At 67.5% G+C, this 21116-nt stretch carries 20 protein-coding genes; 19 read left to right on the forward strand and 1 reads right to left on the reverse strand.

Translation table 11 applies throughout. The annotated features are described in order from the left end of the window. Positions 1-181 precede the first annotated feature (181 nt). The 10 genes from IPG05_13140 to IPG05_13185 all read left to right on the forward strand — a co-directional run bounded on the left by IPG05_13140 (position 182) and on the right by IPG05_13185 (position 9468). Complete coding sequence (locus tag IPG05_13140) at positions 182-868, forward strand: winged helix-turn-helix transcriptional regulator (protein MBK6496022.1); 687 nt, start codon at positions 182-184, stop codon at positions 866-868. 8 nt (positions 869-876) lie between these two features. Then, a complete protein-coding gene (gene sufB, locus IPG05_13145) occupies positions 877-2298 on the forward strand; it encodes a Fe-S cluster assembly protein SufB (GenBank protein MBK6496023.1) in 1422 nt (473 codons plus the stop codon). Positions 2299-2405: 107 nt separating this feature from the next. After that, complete coding sequence (gene sufC / locus IPG05_13150) at positions 2406-3167, forward strand: Fe-S cluster assembly ATPase SufC (protein ID MBK6496024.1); 762 nt, start codon at positions 2406-2408, stop codon at positions 3165-3167. A gap of 50 nt (positions 3168-3217) precedes the next feature. Beyond that, positions 3218-4507 (forward strand): Fe-S cluster assembly protein SufD, encoded by a 1290-nt coding sequence (gene sufD / locus IPG05_13155; protein ID MBK6496025.1) that lies wholly within the window; start codon positions 3218-3220, stop codon positions 4505-4507. Then, complete coding sequence (gene sufS / locus IPG05_13160) at positions 4504-5703, forward strand: SufS family cysteine desulfurase (protein ID MBK6496026.1); 1200 nt, start codon at positions 4504-4506, stop codon at positions 5701-5703. The genes sufD and sufS overlap by 4 nt, the downstream gene beginning before the upstream one ends. Then, entirely contained in the window at positions 5703-6131 is a 429-nt protein-coding gene (locus tag IPG05_13165; GenBank protein ID MBK6496027.1) for an SUF system NifU family Fe-S cluster assembly protein, read from the forward strand. The genes sufS and IPG05_13165 overlap by 1 nt, the downstream gene beginning before the upstream one ends. Positions 6132-6243: 112 nt before the next feature. Next, complete coding sequence (locus tag IPG05_13170) at positions 6244-6666, forward strand: BrxA/BrxB family bacilliredoxin (GenBank protein MBK6496028.1); 423 nt, start codon at positions 6244-6246, stop codon at positions 6664-6666. Beyond that, complete coding sequence (locus IPG05_13175) at positions 6663-6923, forward strand: hypothetical protein (protein ID MBK6496029.1); 261 nt, start codon at positions 6663-6665, stop codon at positions 6921-6923. The genes IPG05_13170 and IPG05_13175 overlap by 4 nt, the downstream gene beginning before the upstream one ends. A 296-nt stretch (positions 6924-7219) precedes the next feature. Beyond that, entirely contained in the window at positions 7220-8170 is a 951-nt protein-coding gene (locus tag IPG05_13180) for an ATP-binding cassette domain-containing protein (GenBank protein MBK6496030.1), read from the forward strand. Next, positions 8167-9468, forward strand: coding sequence for an ABC transporter permease (locus tag IPG05_13185; GenBank protein ID MBK6496031.1), 1302 nt, complete (start codon positions 8167-8169; stop codon positions 9466-9468). The genes IPG05_13180 and IPG05_13185 overlap by 4 nt, the downstream gene beginning before the upstream one ends. Before the next feature lie 171 nt (positions 9469-9639). On the opposite strand, the gene IPG05_13190 is transcribed toward IPG05_13185, so the two are convergent. Further along, a complete protein-coding gene (locus IPG05_13190) occupies positions 9640-11469 on the reverse strand; it encodes a CocE/NonD family hydrolase (protein ID MBK6496032.1) in 1830 nt (609 codons plus the stop codon). 540 nt (positions 11470-12009) lie between these two features. On the opposite strand from IPG05_13190, the gene mnmG reads away from it, so the two are divergent. The 9 genes from mnmG (at position 12010) to IPG05_13235 (ending at position 20900) form a co-directional block, all read left to right on the forward strand. Beyond that, positions 12010-13875 (forward strand): tRNA uridine-5-carboxymethylaminomethyl(34) synthesis enzyme MnmG, encoded by a 1866-nt coding sequence (gene mnmG, locus IPG05_13195; GenBank protein ID MBK6496033.1) that lies wholly within the window; start codon positions 12010-12012, stop codon positions 13873-13875. A 707-nt stretch (positions 13876-14582) separates the two neighbouring features. Next, positions 14583-15386 carry a ParA family protein gene (locus tag IPG05_13200; GenBank protein MBK6496034.1) on the forward strand — a complete coding sequence of 268 codons (804 nt, stop codon included), beginning with the start codon at positions 14583-14585 and terminating at the stop codon, positions 15384-15386. After that, positions 15383-16270, forward strand: coding sequence for a ParB/RepB/Spo0J family partition protein (locus tag IPG05_13205; GenBank protein MBK6496035.1), 888 nt, complete (start codon positions 15383-15385; stop codon positions 16268-16270). The genes IPG05_13200 and IPG05_13205 overlap by 4 nt, the downstream gene beginning before the upstream one ends. Before the next feature lie 80 nt (positions 16271-16350). Next, positions 16351-17328: a BMP family protein gene (locus tag IPG05_13210; GenBank protein MBK6496036.1), complete on the forward strand. Its 978-nt coding sequence runs from the start codon at positions 16351-16353 to the stop codon at positions 17326-17328. Beyond that, positions 17325-18092, forward strand: a complete 768-nt coding sequence (locus IPG05_13215) for a Nif3-like dinuclear metal center hexameric protein (GenBank protein MBK6496037.1) — start codon at positions 17325-17327, stop codon at positions 18090-18092. The genes IPG05_13210 and IPG05_13215 overlap by 4 nt, the downstream gene beginning before the upstream one ends. Before the next feature lie 17 nt (positions 18093-18109). Further along, positions 18110-18334: an ATP-binding cassette domain-containing protein gene (locus IPG05_13220; protein ID MBK6496038.1), complete on the forward strand. Its 225-nt coding sequence runs from the start codon at positions 18110-18112 to the stop codon at positions 18332-18334. A gap of 25 nt (positions 18335-18359) precedes the next feature. After that, positions 18360-19553, forward strand: coding sequence for an ATP-binding cassette domain-containing protein (locus IPG05_13225; protein ID MBK6496039.1), 1194 nt, complete (start codon positions 18360-18362; stop codon positions 19551-19553). Then, the gene (locus tag IPG05_13230; GenBank protein MBK6496040.1) at positions 19550-20590 is read left to right on the forward strand and encodes an ABC transporter permease; all 1041 of its coding nucleotides are present in this window, start codon (positions 19550-19552) and stop codon (positions 20588-20590) included. The genes IPG05_13225 and IPG05_13230 overlap by 4 nt, the downstream gene beginning before the upstream one ends. A 67-nt stretch (positions 20591-20657) precedes the next feature. After that, entirely contained in the window at positions 20658-20900 is a 243-nt protein-coding gene (locus IPG05_13235; GenBank protein MBK6496041.1) for a hypothetical protein, read from the forward strand. Positions 20901-21116: the final 216 nt, after the last annotated feature.

Below are 21116 nucleotides of genomic sequence, written 5' to 3' on the forward strand. Positions count from 1 at the left end.
GCCCGTCTCACATATTGCGATGTTGTGGGCGCGCGCGCGCCATCATCGCGATGTTGATGCGGGCGCGGCAGGCCGCGCCCCTACCAACGTGGTGACCAACCGCACGGGTAATATGGGTAATCGCACCAATATCCTCGCACGAATTGACAAATCCCCAGATTCCGCGTAGTCTTGCCCGCTTATGGCATCCCCCGCGCTTTCCTTCGCTGAAACGGCCGGTCCGGTCGGGCACCGCGGTCCCCGCGGGCTGGTGCTGCTGCACCTGAAGCGCGAGGGCGGGGCGACGGCCGGGGATCTTGCGGCCGCGCTGGGGTATTCGCTGAACGCGGTGCGGCACCATCTGAAGGAGTTGGAGGCGGAGGGGGTCGTCGGTTTCGACCGCACCACGAAGGGTGTTGGTGCCCCGGCGCACACCTATCGCCTTACCGCCAAAGGACATAGCCTCTTTCCGGACCGCTACGAGCGGACCCTGACCGACCTGCTCGACCACCTGGTCGCGACGTCGGGGCGGGATGCGGCGGTGGCGTTGCTGGAGCAGCAGTACCGGTCGCTCGCCGAGCGGCTGGAGGTCGAGACGCGCGGGGTCACCCCGGAGCAGCGGGGTGAGGTGGTCGCGCGGGTCCTCGACGCCGAGGGGTACATGGCGACCTGGGTGCATGCGGCGACCGGGGGGCTCCTCACCGAGCACCACTGTCCGCATCGCCTGGTCGCGGAACGTTTTCCTGAAGTCTGCGCCGCCGAGGAACGCTTCCTCGCGCAGGTCTTCGGGGCACCAATCGAGCGCCGCTCGCGGATCGCGGGCGGTTGCGGCACATGCAGCTATCGAGTCGCCCTCGTGGGCGATGACGCTGGTCTGGAGGCTTCGTGAGCACCGAAATGGACGCGCTGGTCAATCGCGAGTACAAGCACGGCTGGGTCACCGACATCGAGCAGGACACGATGCCACCGGGGCTCTCCGAGGAGACGGTCCGCTTCATCTCCGCCAAGAAGGAGGAGCCCGAGTGGCTGCTCGATTGGCGCTTGAAGGCGTTCCGCCGTTGGCAGGAGATGACCGAGCCGACCTGGCCGAACGTGCACTACACGCCGATCGACTACCAGGCGATCGCCTACTTCTCGGCGCCGAAGACCACGACACCGCTCGGCTCGCTCGACGACGTCGATCCGAAGCTGCTGGCCACGTACGAGAAGCTCGGCATCCCGCTCAGCGAGCAGAAGCTGCTGGCCGGCGTCGCCGTCGACGCGATCTTCGACTCCGTCTCGGTCGGCACGACGTTCAAGGCCGCGCTCGCCAAGGAAGGGGTGATCTTCTGCTCCTTCGGCGAGGCGGTGAAGGAGCATCCCGAGCTGGTGCAGAAGTACCTGGGCTCGGTCGTGCCGGCCTCCGACAACTACTTCGCCGCGCTCAACTCGGCGGTCTTCTCCGACGGCTCGTTCGTCTTCATCCCGAAGGGCGTGCGCTGCCCGATGGAGTTGTCGACGTACTTCCGCATCAACGCCGCCAACACCGGGCAGTTCGAGCGGACGTTGATCGTGGCCGAGGAAGGGGCGTACGTCTCGTACCTCGAGGGATGCACGGCGCCGAAGCGCGACGAGAATCAGCTGCACGCCGCGGTGGTGGAGCTGGTTGCCCTCGACGACGCGACCATCAAGTACAGCACGGTGCAGAACTGGTATGCCGGTGACGAGAATGGCGTCGGCGGCATCTACAACTTCGTCACCAAGCGCGGCAAGGCGGGCGCGCGCGCCAAGATCTCGTGGACGCAGGTCGAGACCGGCTCGGCGATCACCTGGAAGTATCCCTCGGTGATCCTGCAGGGCGACGACAGCATCGGCGAGTTCTACTCGGTGGCGGTGGTCAACGGCATGCAGCAGGCCGACACCGGCACCAAGATGATCCACATCGGCCGCAACACGAAGAGCACCATCGTCTCGAAGGGCATCAGCGCCGGCCGGGGGCAGAACTCCTACCGCGGCCAGGTGAAGATCCTCCCGAAGGCGCACGGGGCGCGCAACTACACCCAGTGCGACTCGATGCTCATCGGCAACGCCTGCGGGGCGCACACCTTCCCCTACATCGACGTGCAGAACAGCACCTCCGACGTGGAGCACGAGGCGAGCACCAGCAAGATCGGCGAGGACCAGATCTTCTACTGCAAGGCGCGCGGCCTGAACACCGAGCACGCGATCTCGCTGATCGTCAACGGCTTCTGCAAAGAGGTCTTCCGGGAGCTCCCGATGGAGTTCGCGCTGGAGGCGCAGAAGTTGTTGGGTGTCAGTCTTGAGGGAAGTGTTGGATAAGGCGTCGTAGTTCATAGGTCGTAGGTCGTAGGTCCTGACCTTCGACTGCCGACGTACGACTTACGACTTACGACTTACGACCTGTTCAAGGATCTCAACGAATGGCACTGCTCCAGATCTCGAACCTCCACGCCTCCGTCGACGAGAAGGAGATCCTCAAGGGGATCTCGCTCACCGTCAACGCCGGCGAAGTCCACGCCATCATGGGGCCGAACGGCTCCGGCAAGAGCACGCTCGCACAGGTGCTCTCGGGACATCCGGCCTACGACGTCACCAGCGGCACGGCGACGCTCGAGGGCGAGGACCTGCTCGACATGGAGGCGGAGGAGCGCGCCTGGGCCGGCGTCTTCCTGGCGTTCCAGTATCCGGTGGAGATCCCGGGCGTGACCAACGCCTACTTCCTCCGCATGGCGTACAACGAGGTCCGCAAGGCGCGCGGGCTCGACGAGCTCGACCCGATGGACTTCCTCGACCTGCTCGAGGAGAAGCTCAAGGTGGTCGAGTGGGGCCCGGAGATCATGGAGCGTGCGGTCAACTTCGGCTTCTCCGGTGGCGAGAAGAAGCGGAACGAGATCCTGCAGATGGCGGTGCTCGAGCCGAAGCTCGCGATCCTCGACGAGACCGACTCCGGCCTCGACATCGACGCGCTGCGCATCGTCGCCGACGGCGTCAACAAGCTTCGGTCGCCGGAGCGCGCCATCATCCTGGTGACCCACTACCAGCGGCTGCTCGACTACATCGTGCCCGACTTCGTCCACGTCCTCGCCGGCGGGAAGATCGTGAAGTCAGGCGGCAAGGAGCTGGCGCACGAGCTCGAGGCGAAGGGCTACGAGTGGCTGACGGGCGCGATGGAGGAAGTGTCGCTGTGATCGGAACTTCGACAGCGCCCGTCATCCCGAGCGGTGCGAGGGATCCCTCTGTGCAGGTCGGCGCTTCGGCGTTCGCCGCGCTGGCCGACGCGGCCACCAGCAGCGGGCCGGCATGGCTCGTGGCGCGCCGCCGCGAGGCCGCCGCCCGCTTTGCCGAGGTCGGCGTCCCGTCGACGCGCGACGAAGAGTGGCGCTTCACCCCGGTCGCCCCGATCGCGACCACCGCGTGGACGGCCGTTGGGGCCTCGACGCCGGTGAGCGCTGCCGATGTGGCCGCACTCCGCCTGGCCGATGGACCGCTCGCGGTCCTGGTTGATGGCGTCTTCGTCGCGGCACTCTCGAATCTTCCGGTGTCCATCCAGGCCTCGTCGCTGCAGGCGGCCATCGCCGCCGGTGACGCCGCCGTCGAGACACACCTCGGCACCATTGCGCTCCCGACCGCGACGCCATTCTCGGCGTTGTCGCTGGCGACCTTCACCGATGGCGTGGTGCTGCACCTCGCCGCCGGGACGGAACTGGCGGCGCCGCTCGAGATCCTGCACCTGACCACCGCTGCTGCCGATGGCGCCCTGGTCGCGCCGCGCGTGCTGATCACTGCGGCCAAGGCCGCACGTGGAGCCGTGGTCGAGCAGTTCGTCTCGCTGGCGGACACGGTCCACCTGAGCAATGCCGTCACCGAGGTGGTGCTCGGCGAAGCGTCGTGGGTCGAGCACATCCGGGTGCAGCGCGAAGGCGCGCGCGCCTGGCATGTCGGCTACACCCACGCCCATCAGGCACGGGCGTCGCACTATCGGTCGTTCGCATTGTCGATCGGCGGGAAGGTGTCGCGCCACAACCTGCACGCCCGCCTCGCCGGCGAGCAGGTCGAGACGCTGATGTACGGCCTCTATCTCACGCAGCACGAGCAGCTCGCCGACACCCACTCGGCGATCTTCCACGATCAGCCGAACTGCAATTCGTGGGAGGTCTACAAGGGCGTGCTGGCCGACAAGTCGCGCGCCGTCTTCAACGGCAAGGTGTTCGTCGAGCCGATTGCCCAGAAGACCGATGCCAAGCAGACCAACCGCAACCTGCTCCTCTCCGATCAGGCCAAGGTCGACACCAAGCCGCAGCTCGAGATCTTCGCCGACGACGTGAAGTGCACCCACGGCGCCACGGTCGGCCGGTTGAACGAGCAGCAGCGCTACTACCTGCAGACGCGCGGCATCGGTGGCCGCACGGCGCAGGAGCTCCTGATCTGGGCCTTCGCGGCCGAAGTGCTGACCGAGGTGACCATTCCCGCGGTGCGGAACGGGATCGAGCGGATCGTGCGCGATCGGCTCGAGGCGATGCTGGGATGAGTGAGGCCGTGCGGGCGCAGTTCCCGATCTTTGCCCGCACCTCGCGCGGGGAGCCGCTGGTGTACCTCGACAGCGGCGCCACCACGCAGAAGCCCCAGGTCGTGATCGACGCCGAGATGGCGTTCTACGAGGGGTGGAACGCCAACATCCATCGCGGCGTCTACGAGTTCTCCGAGCGTGCCACGATGGCCTACGACGGCACGCGTGCCACGGTCGCGCGCTTCCTCGGCGGCGTCCGCGAGGGCGAGATCGTCTTCACCACCGGCACCACCGGTGCGACCAACCTCGTGGCGCAGTCGTTCCTCCGCCCCAAGGTCGGCCCGGGGACGTGGGTGCTGGTGACCGAGATGGAGCACCACGCCAACATCGTTCCGTGGCAGCTCGCCGGCGCCGCGCTCCGAGCCATCCCGGTCACCGACGCCGGCGAACTCGATCTCGAGGCCGCTGGGAAGTTGCTGGCCGAGGGGCCGGCGTTGCTCGCGGTGGCACACGTCTCGAACACGCTCGGCACGATCAACCCGATTGCCCAGCTGACCAGCATGGCGCGGGTGCACGGCGTCCCGGTGCTGGTCGATGGCGCACAGGCGGTGGGGCACTTCCCCGTCGACCTGACCGCGCTCGGCGCCGACTTCTACTGCTTCTCGGCGCACAAGCTCTTCGGGCCGACCGGTGTCGGCGTCCTCTGGGCCCGGCGCGACCTGCTGGCCGCGATGCCGCCCTACCAGGGTGGCGGCGACATGATCGACCGCGTCTCCTTCGAGCGCACCACCTTTGCCTCGGGGCCGCAGCGCTTCGAGGCGGGGACGCCGAACATCGCGGGCGTCATCGGGATGGACGCCGCGATCCAGTGGGTGCTCACCGAGGACCGCGCCGCGTGGCAGGTCGAGGATGAGCGGTTGCTGGCGTTGGGGCGCGAGATGCTGGAGGCGATTCCGGGTGTGAAGCTGCTGGCCAAGCCGACGCACAGCGTCGGGGTGCTGACCTTCACGATGACCGGCGCGCATCCGCACGACATCGCCTCGATCCTCGACTCGCGCGGGATCTGCATTCGCGCCGGGCACCACTGCACCCAGCCGCTGCACGCTCGGTTCAGTGTGCCGGCGACGGCACGCGCCTCGTTCGGGCCCTACACCACCGAGGCCGACGTGCGCGCCCTGGGGAAGGGGCTCGAGAAGGTGCGGGAGCTGTTCCGCTGATGGCCGGCATGGACGAGATGTACCAGACGCTGATCATCGAGCATGATCGCTCGCCGCGGAACTTCAAGCGGCTGGACGCGCCGACGCATCACGCCGAGGGGCGCAACCCGCTCTGCGGCGACGAAGTGTCGCTCGACCTGGTGATCGACGCCGAGGGGCGGATCAGCGAGGTCGGCTTCCAGGGACAGGGGTGCGCGGTCAGTCGCGCCTCCTCCTCGATGATGACCACCGCCATCAAGGGGAAGACGATTCCCGAGGCGATGGCGCTCTTCGACGGCTTCCACGCGATGCTCACCGGCCAGCCCGGTGACCTCGAAGGCCTCGGCAAATTGGTGGCCTTCAAGGGATTGTCGGTCTATCCGATGCGCGTGAAGTGCGCGACGATGGTGTGGCATACGCTCAAGGAAGCGCTTACTGAAAAGTCGTAAGTCGTAAGTCGTAGGTCGTAGGTCCTATGGGGCCAACCTCCGACCCAGGACACCGCTTCACGACTTACGACTTACGACTTACGACCTACGACCCATAAAGGAGCTCCACCCCATGCCGTATCCAGAATTGATGATCGCCCCCATGCGTGCAGAAGTCACCCGCCTCGGCGTGCAGGAAATGAAGACCGTGGACGAGGTCGATGCCGCTCTCGGCAACGCCGAAGGCACCGCCTTTGTCTTCGTCAACTCGATGTGCGGTTGCGCGGCGGGTGGAGCGCGTCCGGCGCTGGCCAAGGCGCTGGCGACGGCGACCGCCAAGCCGGCGAAGCTGTTGACGGTGTTTGCCGGGCAGGACCTCGACGCCACGGCGCGGGTCCGCTCCTACTTCGGGCAGTATCAGCCGTCGTCGCCGTCGGCGGCGCTGCTCAAGGACGGTGAGGTGGTCGCGTTCATCCACCGGCACGAGATCGAGGGGCGGTCGCCCGAGATGATCGCCGCGGCGATCGTCACCGCGTTCGAGACCCACTGCGCGTGAGCGGCATGGTGCTTCACCCCGGGCACGACGAGCTGCACGGGATCACCGTGCTGATCGAGGGGGCCAGCGGCCGGACCTATGTCGGTCGCTGGCACGAGCGCCAGGAGCGCGGGGTCGTGATGCGCGACACCACGATCCTCGAGCCCGGCAACGATCGGGAGGGGTGGCTGGCCCAGCTTCGGAAGTTCGGGGTGCCGCCGGAGCATAAGACGCTGGTGATTCCGGCGGATGAATTTCTTTCCGTGGCGAAATTCTAGGGGGCGCGGGTAAGGGCGACGCATGCGTCGCCCGTACGAAGGGGGACGTCCGCCCTCGCTGGTGAGATCCTTGGGTCGCGTCGGGATGCTGATTTGCGTACGCGGGTAAGGGCGACGCATGCGTCGCCCGTACGAAGGGGGACGTCCGCCCTCGCTGGTGAGATCCTTGGGTCGCGTCGGGATGCTGATTTGCGTAAGGGCGACGCATGCGTCGCCCCCGGGATGCCCGCTCCACGATGAAACTCCCCGGCGTGTGAAGTAGTAAGTTCCCCCGTCACTCACATCCGGGGAACGCTGTGGCAGCTGCCGCTGTTCGCTTCGAGAAGGTTACCAAACGCTTTTCAGGCCATGTCGCCGTCAAGGATCTCTCTTTTGAGGTCCCGACCGGCGGCATTTTCGGTTTGTTGGGCCCCAATGGGGCCGGGAAGTCGACCTCGATCCGGATGATGATGGACATCATCGAGCCGGATGAGGGGTCGATCTCCCTCTTCGGGTCGGACCGGAAGGGGCGTGACCTCTCCCCCCGGATCGGCTTCCTCCCCGAGGAGCGCGGCCTCTACAAGAAGATGAAAGTGCTCGATCATCTGGTCTTCTTCGGCGAAGTGAAGGGGATCGCCCGGAGCGAGGCGAAGCGGCGGGCCGCCAAGTGGCTCGACCGGCTCGGGATCGCCGATTGGGCCCAGAAGAAGGTCGAGGACCTCTCCAAGGGGATGCAGCAGAAGGTCCAGTTCGCCGGATCGCTGCTCCACGACCCCGAGCTGGTGGTGCTGGACGAGCCCTTCTCGGGGCTCGACCCGGTCAACTCCCAGGTGATGAAGGACGTGGTGATCGAGCTCGCCAAGTCGGGGGTCACCGTTCTCTTCTCGACCCACATCATGGAGCAGGCGGAGCGGATGTGCGATCACATCGTGATCATCGCCCGCGGCGAGAAGGTGGTCGACGGCACCCTGCAGGAGATCAAGGCCGGCTTCGGTGGCCGGCACATCGCCCTGGGCTTTACCCACGATCGCGAGAAGGCGGAGCGGGTGCTGGCCGATCGGCGATTGATCGAGACGATTGACGACTACGGCGCCTCGGCCGACCTCCGCATGGCCGAAGGGGCCGATCCGGAGACGCTGCTCCACGCGCTCATTCGCGAGGGGGTCGGGCTCAGTCGCTTCGAGATCGTCGAGCCGTCGCTGCAGGCGATCTTCATCGCCAAGGTCGGCAATGCGGCCGTGGCCGCCCGGACCGGGGAGGCCGCGTGAACAAGATCTTTGCCGTGGTGCGCCGGGAGTTCATCGAGCGCGTCCGCACCCGTGCCTTCCTGCTGGCCACCCTGGGCCTGCCGTTGCTCATGGTGTTCGCGATGACCGTGCCGGCGCTGATGATGCGCGGCACCGACCGGACCACCCGGATTGCCGTGATCGACGGCACCGCCGACTCGACCGGCGTGCAGATCGTCGCCGCCCTCGGGAAGCCGACCTTCAAGGACGGCACCCGGGCGAAGTACGCCATCGAGCACGTCACCCTGGCCGGTGATGCCACCGCCAAACGCGACTCGCTGCTGCTGCGCACCTCGCGCGAGGTGGCTGAGCCGCTCGATGGCGTGATGATCCTGCCGGAGAACACGCTGGCGGCGGGGAAGGTCGAGTACTTCGGGACCAATGTTTCGTCATTCGAGACGATGGGCGAACTGCAGCGGTTGATCTCCTCCGTGGTCGTGGGGACACGGCTCGAGCGCGCCGGTGTCGATGCCGGCGTCGTGACCGCCGCGATGCGGCCGGCCGACATGAAGACCACCAAGGTGGCCGACGGCAAGCCGACCGGCGAGAGCGGCGCAGCGTCCTTCCTTCTGGCCTACATCATGGGCTTCCTGCTCTACATCTCGGTGGTGCTCTTCGGTCAGCAGACGATGATGTCGGTGATCGAGGAGAAGACCTCGCGCATCATGGAGATCCTCGCCTCGTCGCTGCGGCCGTTCCAGATGCTGCTCGGCAAGGTGATCGGCGTCGGCGCAGTGGGGTTGCTGCAGATGTCGATCTGGGTCGGCACCGTGTTCATGGTCGGGCAGAACCGGACCGTCCTTGCCGGACTGCTGAAGGTCCCGGTCGAGACGATGCAGACGCTGCCGATTCCCTCGATTCCGACCGACCTGCTGGTGGTCTTCCTGACCTACTTCGCCCTCGGCTTCCTGCTGTTCGGCGCGGTGTTCGCGGCGGTGGGCTCGATGGTGAACTCGACCCAGGAGGCGCAGCAGGCGATCTCCGGCGTCATCATGGTGATCATGGTCGGCTTCTTCGGCGTCTTCGCCGTGATCAAGGACCCCTCGGGCGGCCTCGGCACGGTGCTCTCGCTGATCCCCTTCACGGCGCCGTTCGTCATGCCGGTGCGCTGGTCGATGGCGGCGGTGCCTCTGCCCGAGCTGGCGCTCTCGCTGGTGATCATGGTCGCCGCGCTGCTCGGCGTGGTGTGGGTTGCGGGACGGATCTACCGCACCGGCATCCTGATGTACGGCAAGAAGCCGACGCTGCGCGAAGTGTTCCGGTGGGTGAGGGCGGGGTGACGTTGACGCTTTCCCACGCGGGCGGATGACCATCGCGTAGGGGCGCGGCCTGCCGCGCCCCTCCCACCCAGGCGGGACGATGGTAGGTGTGTAGGGGCGCAGCATGCTGCGCCCCTACGTCGTTTGGTGTGGTGTCGGCCGGGCGCGGCAGGCCGCGCCCCTACGTCATCCCTACCGCACGACCGGCAACGTCACGTGCGTCGGCCACCTCGCCGACCGCTGCACCGCATGCGTCGCCTTCCGGAAATCGGCGGCGCTGGCGTTGAAGATGTTGGGGACGAAGCGCTGCGGGTTGCGATCGATCAGCGGGAACCAGGTGCTCTGGATCTGCACCATGATCCGGTGGCCCGGCTTGAAGGTGTACTCCTGCGTGTGCAGGTCGACGGTCAACTTCTCGACCTTGTTCGGCACCAGCGGCCGGGGCTTCTCAAAGGAGTCGAGGTAGCGGCCGCGGAGGACGTCGTTGGCGACCATGAACTGGAAGCCACCCATCGGCGACGGCAGTGAGTCGGGGTAGACGTCGATCAGCTTGACGACCCAGTCGGCGTCGCTCTGGGAGGTCGAGGCATAGAGCGTGGCCATGATCTCGCCGCTGATGGTGACGGGCGCATCGAGCACGCCGGTCTGCCAGGTCAGCACATCGGGGCGATGGTCGACGTGGCGCTGGTCCTCGGTGAGCCACGCGCGCCACTGCGAGCCGGGTCCATACGTCGGCTGGATCGGCCGGCGACGATACGGCACCGGATTCGCCGGATCGGAGATGAAGGAGTCCGCGGCGGCGGCGGCCTTCGGCGCCGTGAACGAGAGTGCCCCTGACGCGGCGGTGTAGATCGGTGTCTGGGTGACGTTGTCGCGCCGAGGGAAGGTCGTGTTGCTGACCCAGCGATTCTCTCCCGCGCGGAAGAGCGTCGCTTCCGCCGGTGTGCAGCCATCGGTGGCGCCCCTGAGGTGGCAGGCGAAGAAGGGGCGCTGGATCGACTGGCGGTAGTAGTCTCCGGTGTTGCTGCCGAAGTCGATCGGTCCCAACGTCTTGCCGGTGCCGCCCCAGCCGCCGTGGTTCCAGGGGCCGACGACGAGGAAGTTCATGTTCTTCGCGTCGTGCTTCTCCATGGCGCGGTAGATGGTGACCGGCCCGTAGAAATCTTCCTGGTCCCACCACCCCGCCACATTGAGCGTCGGCACGGTGACCGGCTGCTGGAGGTAGGGCACGGCCGCCTGCTTCTTCCAGAAGGCGTCGTAGTTCGGGTGTGCGGCGAAGTCGTTCCAGGTGGGGATCGTCCCCTTGAAGACTTCCTGATTGACGCGCGCGAGCGAGCCGAGCGAGAGGTACCAGTCGTAAGTGTCGGCGCGGTCGAAGGCGAACTGCTTGGAGACCTTCCCCTGTTCCATGTCGTAGGCGTACTCGAAGCCATACGACAACCGGAACGCGCCTTGGTGGTGGAAGTCGTCGCCCATCCACATGTCGGCCGGCGAGGCCTGCGGCGACGCGGCCTTGAAGGCGGGGTGCGGATCCATGAGTGCCTGCACGACGACCCACCCATCGTACGAGACGCCGAGCATGCCGACGCGGCCGTTGTTGCCGGGGACGCGCTTGACGAGCCAGTCGATGGTGTCGTAGGCATCGCTCCCTTCGTCGATCGCCTTCGGATCGTTGCGATCGCGCGGGGCGCGTTGCATCACGAAGGTGCCTTCGCTGCCGTAGTGGCCGCGGATGTCCTGAAAGGCGAAGGCGTAGCCATCCTCGGCGAGTTCGCGATAGCTGCCGGTCATGCGGCCGGCCGAGCCGGTGATGCTGTACGGCGTGCGCGTGAAGACGATCGCCAGCGGCCCGCTGTAGTTCTGCGGCACATAGATGGAGGTGTGCAGCTTCACCCCATCGCGCATCGCCACCATGGTGTCGACGAGCTTGACATAGGTGTAGGCGGGCTTGGCCGGTGCGGCGGTCTGTGCGGGGAGCGTGGCAGAGAGGGCCGGCAACAGGAGCAGGGCGGCGAGGCGCATCGACGGTCCGGAATGGGGATTCCATAATGTACTGCCGACTCACGTCGTGGTGGCGCTTGCCTCAACCGCGGCCGTCAGGCCGCGGGCCCAGCCTGGGGCGGCCGGTCTCGCGTGTTCCAAGCGTCTTCGCCGCGGCGCCCCCTATGAAGCATGTCGGGGGCGCCGCAATCGGCACGTCCGGCGGAGGAGAGGGCTCGACGACACGGAACCCGCTCGCCCGGCCCCCCAGCGCCGGGCCCGCCGAAGATCTGTTGTGATGCCGGGGGGCGCGCGGGGTCGGGGTCGTTGACGCGAGGACCGTCCAGTCGCTCGCCGGGTGACCATCCGTCATTTGGACCCGCGCCCCGCCGGCGTGCGACGTCGGACCGCAGCGTCGGCGAGCCCCGACCCGCGCGCCCCTCACGCGAGACCGGAGCCCCCAGGCCGGGCCCGCAGAGCAGGGATCCCAACGTCGATGCACGCCGGCTGCGCCGGCGCCGCGCATTGCCATGGGCGGCTGGGGGGCATCTTCGCATGCCCCGCCCCCACGTAGATTGTCGCATGCATTGCGATGTCCTCGTCCTGGGTGGCGGTCACGCCGGCACCGAAGCGGCCGCGTTGGCGGCGCGTTCCGGCGCGCGGGTGATCCTGCTGACGCAGCGGCTCGACACCATCGGCCAGATGTCATGCAACCCCGCGATCGGCGGCATCGCGAAGGGGACCGTCGCTCGCGAGGTCGATGCCCTCGGCGGGATCATGGGCCGCGCGACCGACCGCGCGATGATCCAGTTCCGGATGCTGAATCAGAGCAAGGGCCCCGCAGTGGCGAGCCCACGCGCGCAGTGCGACCGCACGCTGTATCGCCGCGCCGTGCGTGACCTGCTCGAGTCGCTGCCGGTGACGCACCCGGTGCAACTCGTCGAAGGAACCGCCGCCCGCTTCCTGATCGAGGGCGGCGCCGTGGTCGGCGTGCTCACCGATGCTGGCGTGTCGGTGCGCGCGCGTGCGGTCGTGATCACCACGGGCACCTTCCTGCGCGGGCGCATTCATGTGGGGACGTCGCACACGATTCCTGCGGGCCGCGCCGGTGAGCCGCCGTCGGTCGAACTCTCGGAACACCTTGCGGCGCTTGGGTTAGCGGTCGAACGCTTCAAGACCGGCACGCCGCCGCGCATCGATGGCCGGACCATCGACACGTCGGTGATGGCGCGTCAGGATTCCGACGTTGCACCGTACTGGTTCTCGTCGCACGTGCGCGCGCCGCATCCGGAACAGCGCCCCTGTTGGCTGACGTGGGCGGGTGATCCAGTGAAGGAACTCATCACACGGCACCTCGCCGACTCGGCGCTGTATGGCGGCGCGATCTCCGGGCGTGGTCCGCGCTACTGTCCGAGTGTCGAGGACAAGGTGGTGAAGTTCCCCGACGCCGCGCGCCATCAGGTCTTCCTCGAACCGGAAGGACTCGACACCGACGAGCTCTACGTCGGTGGACTCTCGACGTCGCTGCCACCTGACGTGCAACTGCAGATGCTGCGACTGATTCCCGGCATGGCGCAGGTCGAGATGACGCGCGCCGGCTACGCGATCGAGTACGACTACCTGCCACCGACGCAGTTGGATCGCCATCTCGCCGTGAAGGCGATCCCCGGGCTCTACACCGCCGGCCAGATCAACGGGACGACCGGCTACGAGGAGGCGGCGGGGCAGGGCGCGGTCGCCGGCATGAATGCGGCGGCCTGGGCGCTTGATCTCGAGCCCGTCGCGATCGGCCGAAGTGAGGGGTACTGCGGCGTCCTGGTGGACGACCTGGTTTCCAGAGGCGTGGATGAACCGTATCGGCTATTCACTTCCCGTGCCGAACATCGTCTTATGTTAAGGCAGGACAACGCGTTACGCCGCATGTTGCCAATTGCTACGAGTCGAAATCTCTGGTCGGACGGGGAGCGGGCTGCCGCCGAGGAGCGATTGGAGCGGGAGGAGGCGGTGAGCAGGCGGGCGGTGGATACGGCGGTGTCGCCGGCGCAGGCGAATGGGATCCTCGCGGCGAGTGGAAGCAATGGGATCAGCGAGCCGGTGCGGATCGCGGAGCTGGTGAAGCGTCCGGGGGTGTCGCTGGTGGCGCTGTTCGAGGCGGCAGGGGTCGATGTGGGCGCCGACGATTGCGAGTGGTCGGCGATCGAGCTTCGCTATGGCGGTTACCTGGCCAGGGAGCGGGTGGTCGCCGAGAAGTTGGTGCGACTCGAGGCGACGCCGTTGCCGGCGGACCTGCCCTGGGGTCAGATGGAGCGGCTTTCCTGGGAGGCTCGCGAGAAGCTCGCCCGGGTGCAGCCGACGACGCTGGCCCAGGCTGGGCGGGTTCCGGGGGTTTCCCCGGCGGATCTGCAGCATCTGCTGGTTGAAGTGCTTCGCCGGGAGCGCGTGAAGTAGCTGTTTCACGTGAAACGGTTCTCTCCAGCCGCGCATGTCAATGCGCGGCGCCGGCGCCGCCGGCGTGAGTGGTCGTCGGGATCGCTGCCCCGCGGGCCCTTGCAGGGGGCTCCGGTCTCGCGTGAGGGGCGCACGGGTCGGGGCTCGCTGACGCTGCGGTCACACGTCGCACGCCGGCGGACGGACTCATACGCGTGGGAGAGACGGGCGAGGCATGCCTCGCCCCTACACGGTCCTCGCGTCAACGACCCCGACTCCGCGCGCCCCCCAGTATCACGAGAGATCCTCGGCGGGCCCGGCGCTGGGGGGCCGGGCGAGCGGGTTCCGTGTCGTCGAGCCCTCTCCTCCGCCGGACGTGCCGATTGCGGCGCCCCCGGCATGCTGTATAGGGGGCGCCGCGGCGAAGACGCTTGGAACACGCGAGACCGGAGCCCCCAGGCTGGGCCCGGTGCACACTGGGGGACAGACCACTGTTGCCGGGAGACGGGCGAGGCATGCCTCGCCCCTACGCGGTCCTCGCGTCAACGACCCCGACTCCGCGCGCCCCTGCACACCCTGCTGCATCAACCACACGCCGGCTGCGCCGGCGCCGCGCATTGACATGCGCGGCTGAATAAACACGTTTCACGTGAAACTCTGGCCTCCCGCTATCCGTCCCGACCAAACCCCCATATCTTTCGGAGTTAGCTTCTCCCACCGGACTCCCCATGGCCCGTACCATCGCGATTGCCAACCAAAAGGGTGGCGTCGGCAAGACCACGACTGCTGTCAACCTCGCCGCCTCCCTGGCCATCGCGGAGCGGAAGACCCTGCTCATCGACGCCGACCCCCAGGGGAACGCCACCTCCGGGGTAGGGATCGAGAAGGGGAGCGTGGAACGGTCGCTCTATGATATTCTGATTGATGGACTTAGCGTCAAAGATGTCGTGAGGCAGGACCCCCAGCTCCCCTTCCTGCATGTCCTTCCGGCCACTCAGGATCTCGTCGGCGCCGAACTCGAACTCATCGGCATGCCGAACCGGGAGACCATCCTGCGCGGCGTCATCGACGCCATCCAGGATGACTACGAGTACATCCTGATCGACTGCCCGCCCTCGCTGGGCCTGGTGACCCTCAACGTCCTCACCGCCGCGGACGCCGTCATCATTCCGATCCAGTGCGAGTACTACGCGTTGGAGGGTATCTCTCAGCTGCTCAACACGATACGCGTCGTCCAGCAGAACTTCAATCCGGACTTCCAGATCGAAGGCGTGCTCCTCACGATGTATGACAACCGTCTCAATCTGTCCAAGCAGGTCGTCACCGAGGCGAAGGACTATTTCGGCGCGAAGGTCTTCCGCACGGTGATCCCGCGGAACGTGCGCCTCGCCGAGGCGCCGTCGTTCGGCAAGCCGATCCTCTTGTATGACGTGCAGTCGATCGGCGCCAAGAGTTACCTGGCGGTCGCGCAGGAATTGATGAAGCGCACCGTGGGTCTCACCAAGGGCCGTAGCGGCGGAGGCGCGACATGAGCGACTCGAAGCGATTGGGCCGCGGACTCGAGTCGCTGCTCGGACCGATCTCGCGTGAGCAGGCGGAAGCGACTGGTGCGCTGCGCGAGATTGCCGTCGGCGCGATCTCCGCGAATCCGTATCAGCCGCGCCGGACCTTCGACGAGGACGCGCTCGCCGAACTCACGTCGTCGATCGAGGCGTCGGGCTTGTTGCAGCCGATCGTGGTGCGTCCGGTTGGGAATCGCTATGAGTTGATCGCCGGCGAACGCCGTTGGCGTGCAGTGCAGCGGCTCGGCTGGGCCAAAGTCTCGGCGGTCGTTCGCGACTTCGATGATCGCACCGCACTGACGCTTGCCCTGATCGAGAACCTGCAGCGCGACGATCTCTCGGCGCTCGACGAAGCTGCCGGCTATCAACGCCTGATGGCGGAGTTCTCGATTCCGCAGGCCGAAGTGGCTCGGCTCGTCGGCAAGGATCGCTCGACGATTGCCAACACGCTGCGCCTGCTGAAGTTGCCCGCCGATGTGCAGGAGCTGCTCGCGGGGAAGCATCTCGCCGAGGGGCATGCGCGCGCGTTGCTGGCGATCGAGGATCAGCGCGAGATCTCGCGTCTGGCGCAGGAAGCGGTCGAGAAGGGGTGGTCGGTTCGCGAGGTGGAAGCGGTGGTGCGTGGCGAGGCGCCCGAGAAGGCGCGCGGCAAGATGATGAAGAAGCCGGCGACGCCGAAGGCCTCCTCCGCCGATGCGCGCCGCGTCGAGGATGCGCTCCGCAAGCGCCTCGGCACCGACGTGCGCCTCACCGCCAAGCGGCGCGGGCGCGGCCTCCTCGCCATTTCGTACTACTCGAACGACGATCTCGCGCGCCTGCTCGAGATGCTGCTTGGGGCACCATTCGAAGGGTGACGCGAACCACCCGCCGGGTCGCGGGGTAGTACCCAGTTCCTGATTCGACTTCGACAGCCGACCCTCACCCAGGTCCTGGCATGCGCCGTCTCCTTCTGCTGTCCGCACTCCTGCTCGTTGGCGCGTGTGCGCCGAAGCCATCGGCCAACGACGGCGCGTTTCGCGTCGCGCTGATCACGCCGGGTTCCATCGCCGATGCGGCGTGGAATGCCGGGGCCTTCGCGGGACTCGGGCAGATCAAGGATTCACTCGGCGCCGCCATTTCACACATCGAGGCGCGCACCCCCGCCGATCAGGAAGAGGCGCTCCGTTCCTACGCCGCCGCCGGCTACACGATGGTGTATGGCCACGGCTACGAGTTCCAGGCCCCCGCGGAGCGGGTCGCGAAGGACTTCCCCAACACCGTCTTCGTGATCACCTCGGGGCAGCAGGTCGCCGGGAAGGTGGTGCCGCTGATCTTCCGCATTCACGAAGCGACCTACCTCGCCGGGATGGTGGCCGGCGCACTCACGAAGACAGGCAAGATCGGCTTCGTCGGCGGGATGGAGCTGCCGCCCATCAAGCTCGGCTACGATGGCTGGGTGCAGGGCGCGCAGGCGACGCGCCCCGACGTCGAGACGCGGCTCACCTACCTCGGCAACTTCGACGATGCCGCTGCTGGCAAGGAGGCGGCGCTCGCGATGATCCGCCTCGGCGTTGACCAGCTGCACCACAACGCCGATGCCGCCGCGATCGGACTGTTCGGCGCCGCGAAGGAATCGCCCAACGTCTATGTCTATGGGGCGAACGCCGACCAGAGCGCGCTGGCACCGGAGCGTGTCATCGGTTCGGCGGTGCTCGACCTGCCGCGTGCGCTGCTGCTCGTCGCCCGCGAGGTGAAGGAGAATCGGTTCACGCCGCGGGTCGAGTCGTTCGGGCTGGAGAGCGGCGTGATCTCCTTCGCGACGAACCCCGCGCTCACGACTATCTGGCCAGCCGGGCTCGCGGAGCGGGTGCAGGCCGCGCGCGATTCGATCATCGCGGGAACCCTCGTCGTTGCCGGAGTGAAGACGCCATGAGAACTGCCGCGCTGAGCGAGATGGTCGACTTCCTCGACGGCTACCTCCGCATCCGCGAGGTGCCTGACGAGTCAGGCGCGGTGAACGGATTGCAGGTCGCGAACGAAGGCGAGGTCACCGGGATCGTGGCCGCCGTCGACGCGACGCAGCGCACCATCGATCGCGTGGTCGCCGAGTGCCCGCGTGGCACGATGCTGCTGGTGCACCACGGCCTCTTCTGGGATGGCAATCGACCAGTGACCGGCCGGCGCTACCGACGGATCAAGGCGCTGCTCGATCACGACGTCGCGGTCTACAGCGCGCACATTCCGCTCGATGTGCACCCCGAGGTCGGCAACAACGCGGTGCTCGCCAAGATGCTCGGCATCCTCGATCCGGTGCCATTCGACAGCTACAAGGGGATGCCGTTCGGCGCGTCGGGCCACCTGATCTCACCGCGCGACACGTTGGTGACGAGGCTGACGGAGCTGCTGGGCGACCAGGTCCACCTGATCCCCGGCGGCCCGGAGACGACGACGCGGGTCGGGATCATTACCGGCGGCGCGGGCGGTCGGATCGAACAGGCGGCCGCCGCCGGCCTCGACACCTACATCACCGGCGAAGGCGCGCACCACACCACCTTCGACGCGCTCGAATACGGCGTCAACGTCCTCTACGCGGGCCACTATGCCACCGAGACGGTCGGCGTGAAGGCGCTCGGGCAGCTGGTGGCCGAGCGGTTCGGCGTGGCGTGGGCGTTTCATGATCATCCGACGGGGCTCTGACCGATGATCGATGATCGATCATCGATGATCGATCATCCCGCCGGGGGCCAACGTTGCTGAGGCTCTCCGGCATCTCAAAATCGTTTGGCTTGCTGCTCGCCCTCGACGACGTCTCGTTCGACGTTGCCGCCGGTGAGGTGCATGCGCTGCTCGGCGAGAACGGGGCGGGGAAGAGCACGCTGATCCGGATTGCAGCGGGGCCCTCCGCCAGGATATGGCACCCGATCGCGGTCTTTCCGTAGTCCGGGCCCGCAGCACGGGCGCAGCATGCTGCGCCCGTACGGCGTGGTCGCTCAGCACTTCTCCTCGATCCCCGCATTCACCGTCGCGGAGAACATTGCGCTGGCGGCAGGGTGGCGGGAGACGGGGCGGGCGGCGGAACGGCGTGCCGCCGAGGTGATTGCGCGGCTCGGGTTGCCACTCGATGCGACGGCCGTGGTCGAGACGCTCTCGGTGCAGTTGCGGCAGCGCCTGGAAATTGTGAAGGCGCTGGCCGGCGATGCGCGCGTGTTGCTGCTCGACGAGCCGAGTGCCGTGTTGGCACCGCGCGAGGTGACGGAACTGTTGCAGCTGGTGCGCGACTTCGCTGCGAAGGGCGGGGCAGTGGTCTTGATCACCCACAAACTCGACGAGGTGTTTGCGGCGGCCGATCGCGTCACGGTACTGCGTCGGGGCAAGGTGACCTTCACCGGCCAGGTGGCGGGGGAGACACCGGCGAGTCTGTCGCGCGCGATGATCGGCGGCGACCTGCCGCGCGTCGAGCGCAGGGCGCCGGTGCTGGGTGAGGTGGTGGTGCGCGCTGAGCGGTTGGTGGTGGAGCAGGTGCCACTCGACTTCGTGATCCGAGCCGGTGAGGTGGTCGGCGTCGCGGCGATCGAGGGGAACGGCCAGCGGGCCCTGCTCCGCGCAGTGGCGGGGCTCGACGAGGCCGCGCCGCGGAGTGGGTCACTCACCGTGAGCGGGCCCGTCGCGTTCGTGCCGGAGGATCGCACCACCGAGGGGATCATCCCCGCACTCACCCTGACCGAGAACATCCTGCTCGGCGACCACACCGCGCCCTGGTGGCTCGACTGGCCGGCGCTCAGGGTGCGGACGGCCGAACTGCTTGAGGCGTTTGACGTGCGTGGCGGCGATGCCGATACCCCGGCCGCATCGCTCAGCGGCGGCAACCAGCAGAAGCTGATCTTTGCGCGCGTACTCGAGCGATCGCCGAAGGTGCTGGTGGTGGAAGATCCGACGCGCGGCCTCGACGTGCAGGCGACGGCAGCGATCCACGAACGCTTGCGTGCTGCGGCGGCGAGCGGCGCGGCGGTGATCGTGCATTCCTCCGACCTCGACGAAGTGGTGGAGATCGCCGATCGACTCTTCGTGATGGCCAACGGCACGCTGACCGAACTGCCGATCGATACCCCGCGCGACGTGGTGGGCGATGCGATGCTCGCTGTGGGGAGCAGCGAGTGACGACCTCCTCGCGGGCGGGCCTTCGTGATGTGATGGTCACCGGCGGAGCGTTCGCCCTCGGGCTCGTATTGCTCGCGCTCTTCCTCCTGGTCGCCGGCTTCGATGTGCCGCTCGCGCTCGGTGCGCTCTGGCGCGGCGCCTTCGGCTCGTGGTACGCCATCACCTCGGCGACGCTCGTCCGCGCCACCCCGCTCATCCTGCTCGGGCTCGCGTTCACCCTCGGGAGCCGAGGCGGTGCCCTCAACATCGGGATGGAGGGGCAGTTCGCCCTCGGTGCGATGGCCGCGGCGTGGGCGGGGACGCATGTCGGTGGACTGCCGATGGTGGTGGCGCTGCCGATCGTGCTCGCGGCCGGGATGATTGGCGGCATCGCCTGGATGGCCGTGCCGGTCCTCCTCAAGCTGCGCTTCGGGGTGACCGAGGTGATCTCGACGCTACTGCTGAACTTCGTGGCCGAGGCAGCGGTGAGCTGGGCGGTAAGCGGTCCGATGCAGGAGCCGACCCATGTCTATCCGCAGAGCGCGGCGATCGCGGCCTCGGCGCAGCTGCCGAAGCTGCTCCCCGGGGCGCGGCTGCACCTGGGGTTGGTGCTGGCGGTGCTGGTGGCGGTCGGATTGATGGTGTTGCTGCGCAAGACGCGCTGGGGCTTCGAGTTGCGCGCCGTTGGCGCGGGGCCACGCGCCGCCGAGGTGAGCGGCGGGATCCGGAGCGGCCGGCTGCTGGCGGTGGCGCTGCTGGCGAGTGGTGCGCTGGCCGGGCTCGGTGGTGCGGTCGAGGTCAGCGGCGTATCGTATGCACTCTACCTCAATCTCTCTCCGGGCTACGGCTTCACCGCGATTGCGGTGGCGCTGCTCGGTCGGCTCCAGCCGCTCGGCGTGGTGATCGCCGGAGTGCTCTTTGGTGCCCTCGAAGCAGGCGCCGGGGCGATGCAGCGCGACGCCGGGATCCCGGCGGTGGCGGTGCAGGTGGTGCAGGCGGTGGTGATCGTGACGATGGTGGTGGGGGGGCGGCGAGGATCGATGGTCGATGATCGATGATCGATGGCATCCGATGATCGATGATCGATCCGCATCCCAACGACTTACGACCTATGACCTACGACCTATGACCTGGGCGCAGCAGACTGCGACTCATCCCGACGTTGCTCCTTGCCGCCTGCGCGGACGCGCGGACGATGCCGCGGGCGGCCTGGCTACCGGCAACACGGCGCCGCTTGCCCCGGCCGTGCGTGACTCGGCCGGCGTGGCGATCTTCGAGCATGCGGCGGATGCATTCGAGCGGGCCCCGCGTTTCGTGATGAGCGAGAAGCCGGTGACGACGGTGAAAGGGACGCGAGTTCGAGGTTGAGCTGACGCGAGGGCCTTCCGCGTGTTGCTGCTGCACGATGGCCGCCTGGTCTTCTTTCTTGATGGCTCGCTGTTCGTCCTCGGCCCGGATGGGAAGGAAGTGGAGCGGATCGGCCGATCCGGTGCGGGGCCCGCAGAGTTCATGGACGGGGAAATCACCAGGGGCTGGGCGACACCGTCATCGTCCATGATCGGGCGAACGGTCGAGTCTCGGTGG

The sequence above is a fragment of the Gemmatimonadota bacterium genome (assembly GCA_016704275.1).
Classification (GTDB): Bacteria; Gemmatimonadota; Gemmatimonadetes; order Gemmatimonadales; family GWC2-71-9; genus Palsa-1233.

What these genes read in the sequence shown, in the direction of transcription:
- IPG05_13140 (MBK6496022.1), top strand. Translation starts at nt 182, where the DNA reads ATGGCATCCCCCGCGCTTTCCTTCGCTGAAACGGCCGGTCCGGTCGGG.
- sufB (MBK6496023.1), top strand. Translation starts at nt 877, where the DNA reads ATGGACGCGCTGGTCAATCGCGAGTACAAGCACGGCTGGGTCACCGAC.
- sufS (MBK6496026.1), top strand. Translation starts at nt 4,504, where the DNA reads ATGAGTGAGGCCGTGCGGGCGCAGTTCCCGATCTTTGCCCGCACCTCG.
- IPG05_13165 (MBK6496027.1), top strand. Translation starts at nt 5,703, where the DNA reads ATGGCCGGCATGGACGAGATGTACCAGACGCTGATCATCGAGCATGAT.
- IPG05_13170 (MBK6496028.1), top strand. Translation starts at nt 6,244, where the DNA reads ATGCCGTATCCAGAATTGATGATCGCCCCCATGCGTGCAGAAGTCACC.
- IPG05_13190 (MBK6496032.1), bottom strand. Translation starts at nt 11,469, where the DNA reads ATGCGCCTCGCCGCCCTGCTCCTGTTGCCGGCCCTCTCTGCCACGCTC.
- mnmG (MBK6496033.1), top strand. Translation starts at nt 12,010, where the DNA reads ATGCATTGCGATGTCCTCGTCCTGGGTGGCGGTCACGCCGGCACCGAA.
- IPG05_13200 (MBK6496034.1), top strand. Translation starts at nt 14,583, where the DNA reads ATGGCCCGTACCATCGCGATTGCCAACCAAAAGGGTGGCGTCGGCAAG.
- IPG05_13205 (MBK6496035.1), top strand. Translation starts at nt 15,383, where the DNA reads ATGAGCGACTCGAAGCGATTGGGCCGCGGACTCGAGTCGCTGCTCGGA.
- IPG05_13210 (MBK6496036.1), top strand. Translation starts at nt 16,351, where the DNA reads ATGCGCCGTCTCCTTCTGCTGTCCGCACTCCTGCTCGTTGGCGCGTGT.
- IPG05_13215 (MBK6496037.1), top strand. Translation starts at nt 17,325, where the DNA reads ATGAGAACTGCCGCGCTGAGCGAGATGGTCGACTTCCTCGACGGCTAC.
- IPG05_13225 (MBK6496039.1), top strand. Translation starts at nt 18,360, where the DNA reads ATGCTGCGCCCGTACGGCGTGGTCGCTCAGCACTTCTCCTCGATCCCC.
- IPG05_13235 (MBK6496041.1), top strand. Translation starts at nt 20,658, where the DNA reads ATGACCTGGGCGCAGCAGACTGCGACTCATCCCGACGTTGCTCCTTGC.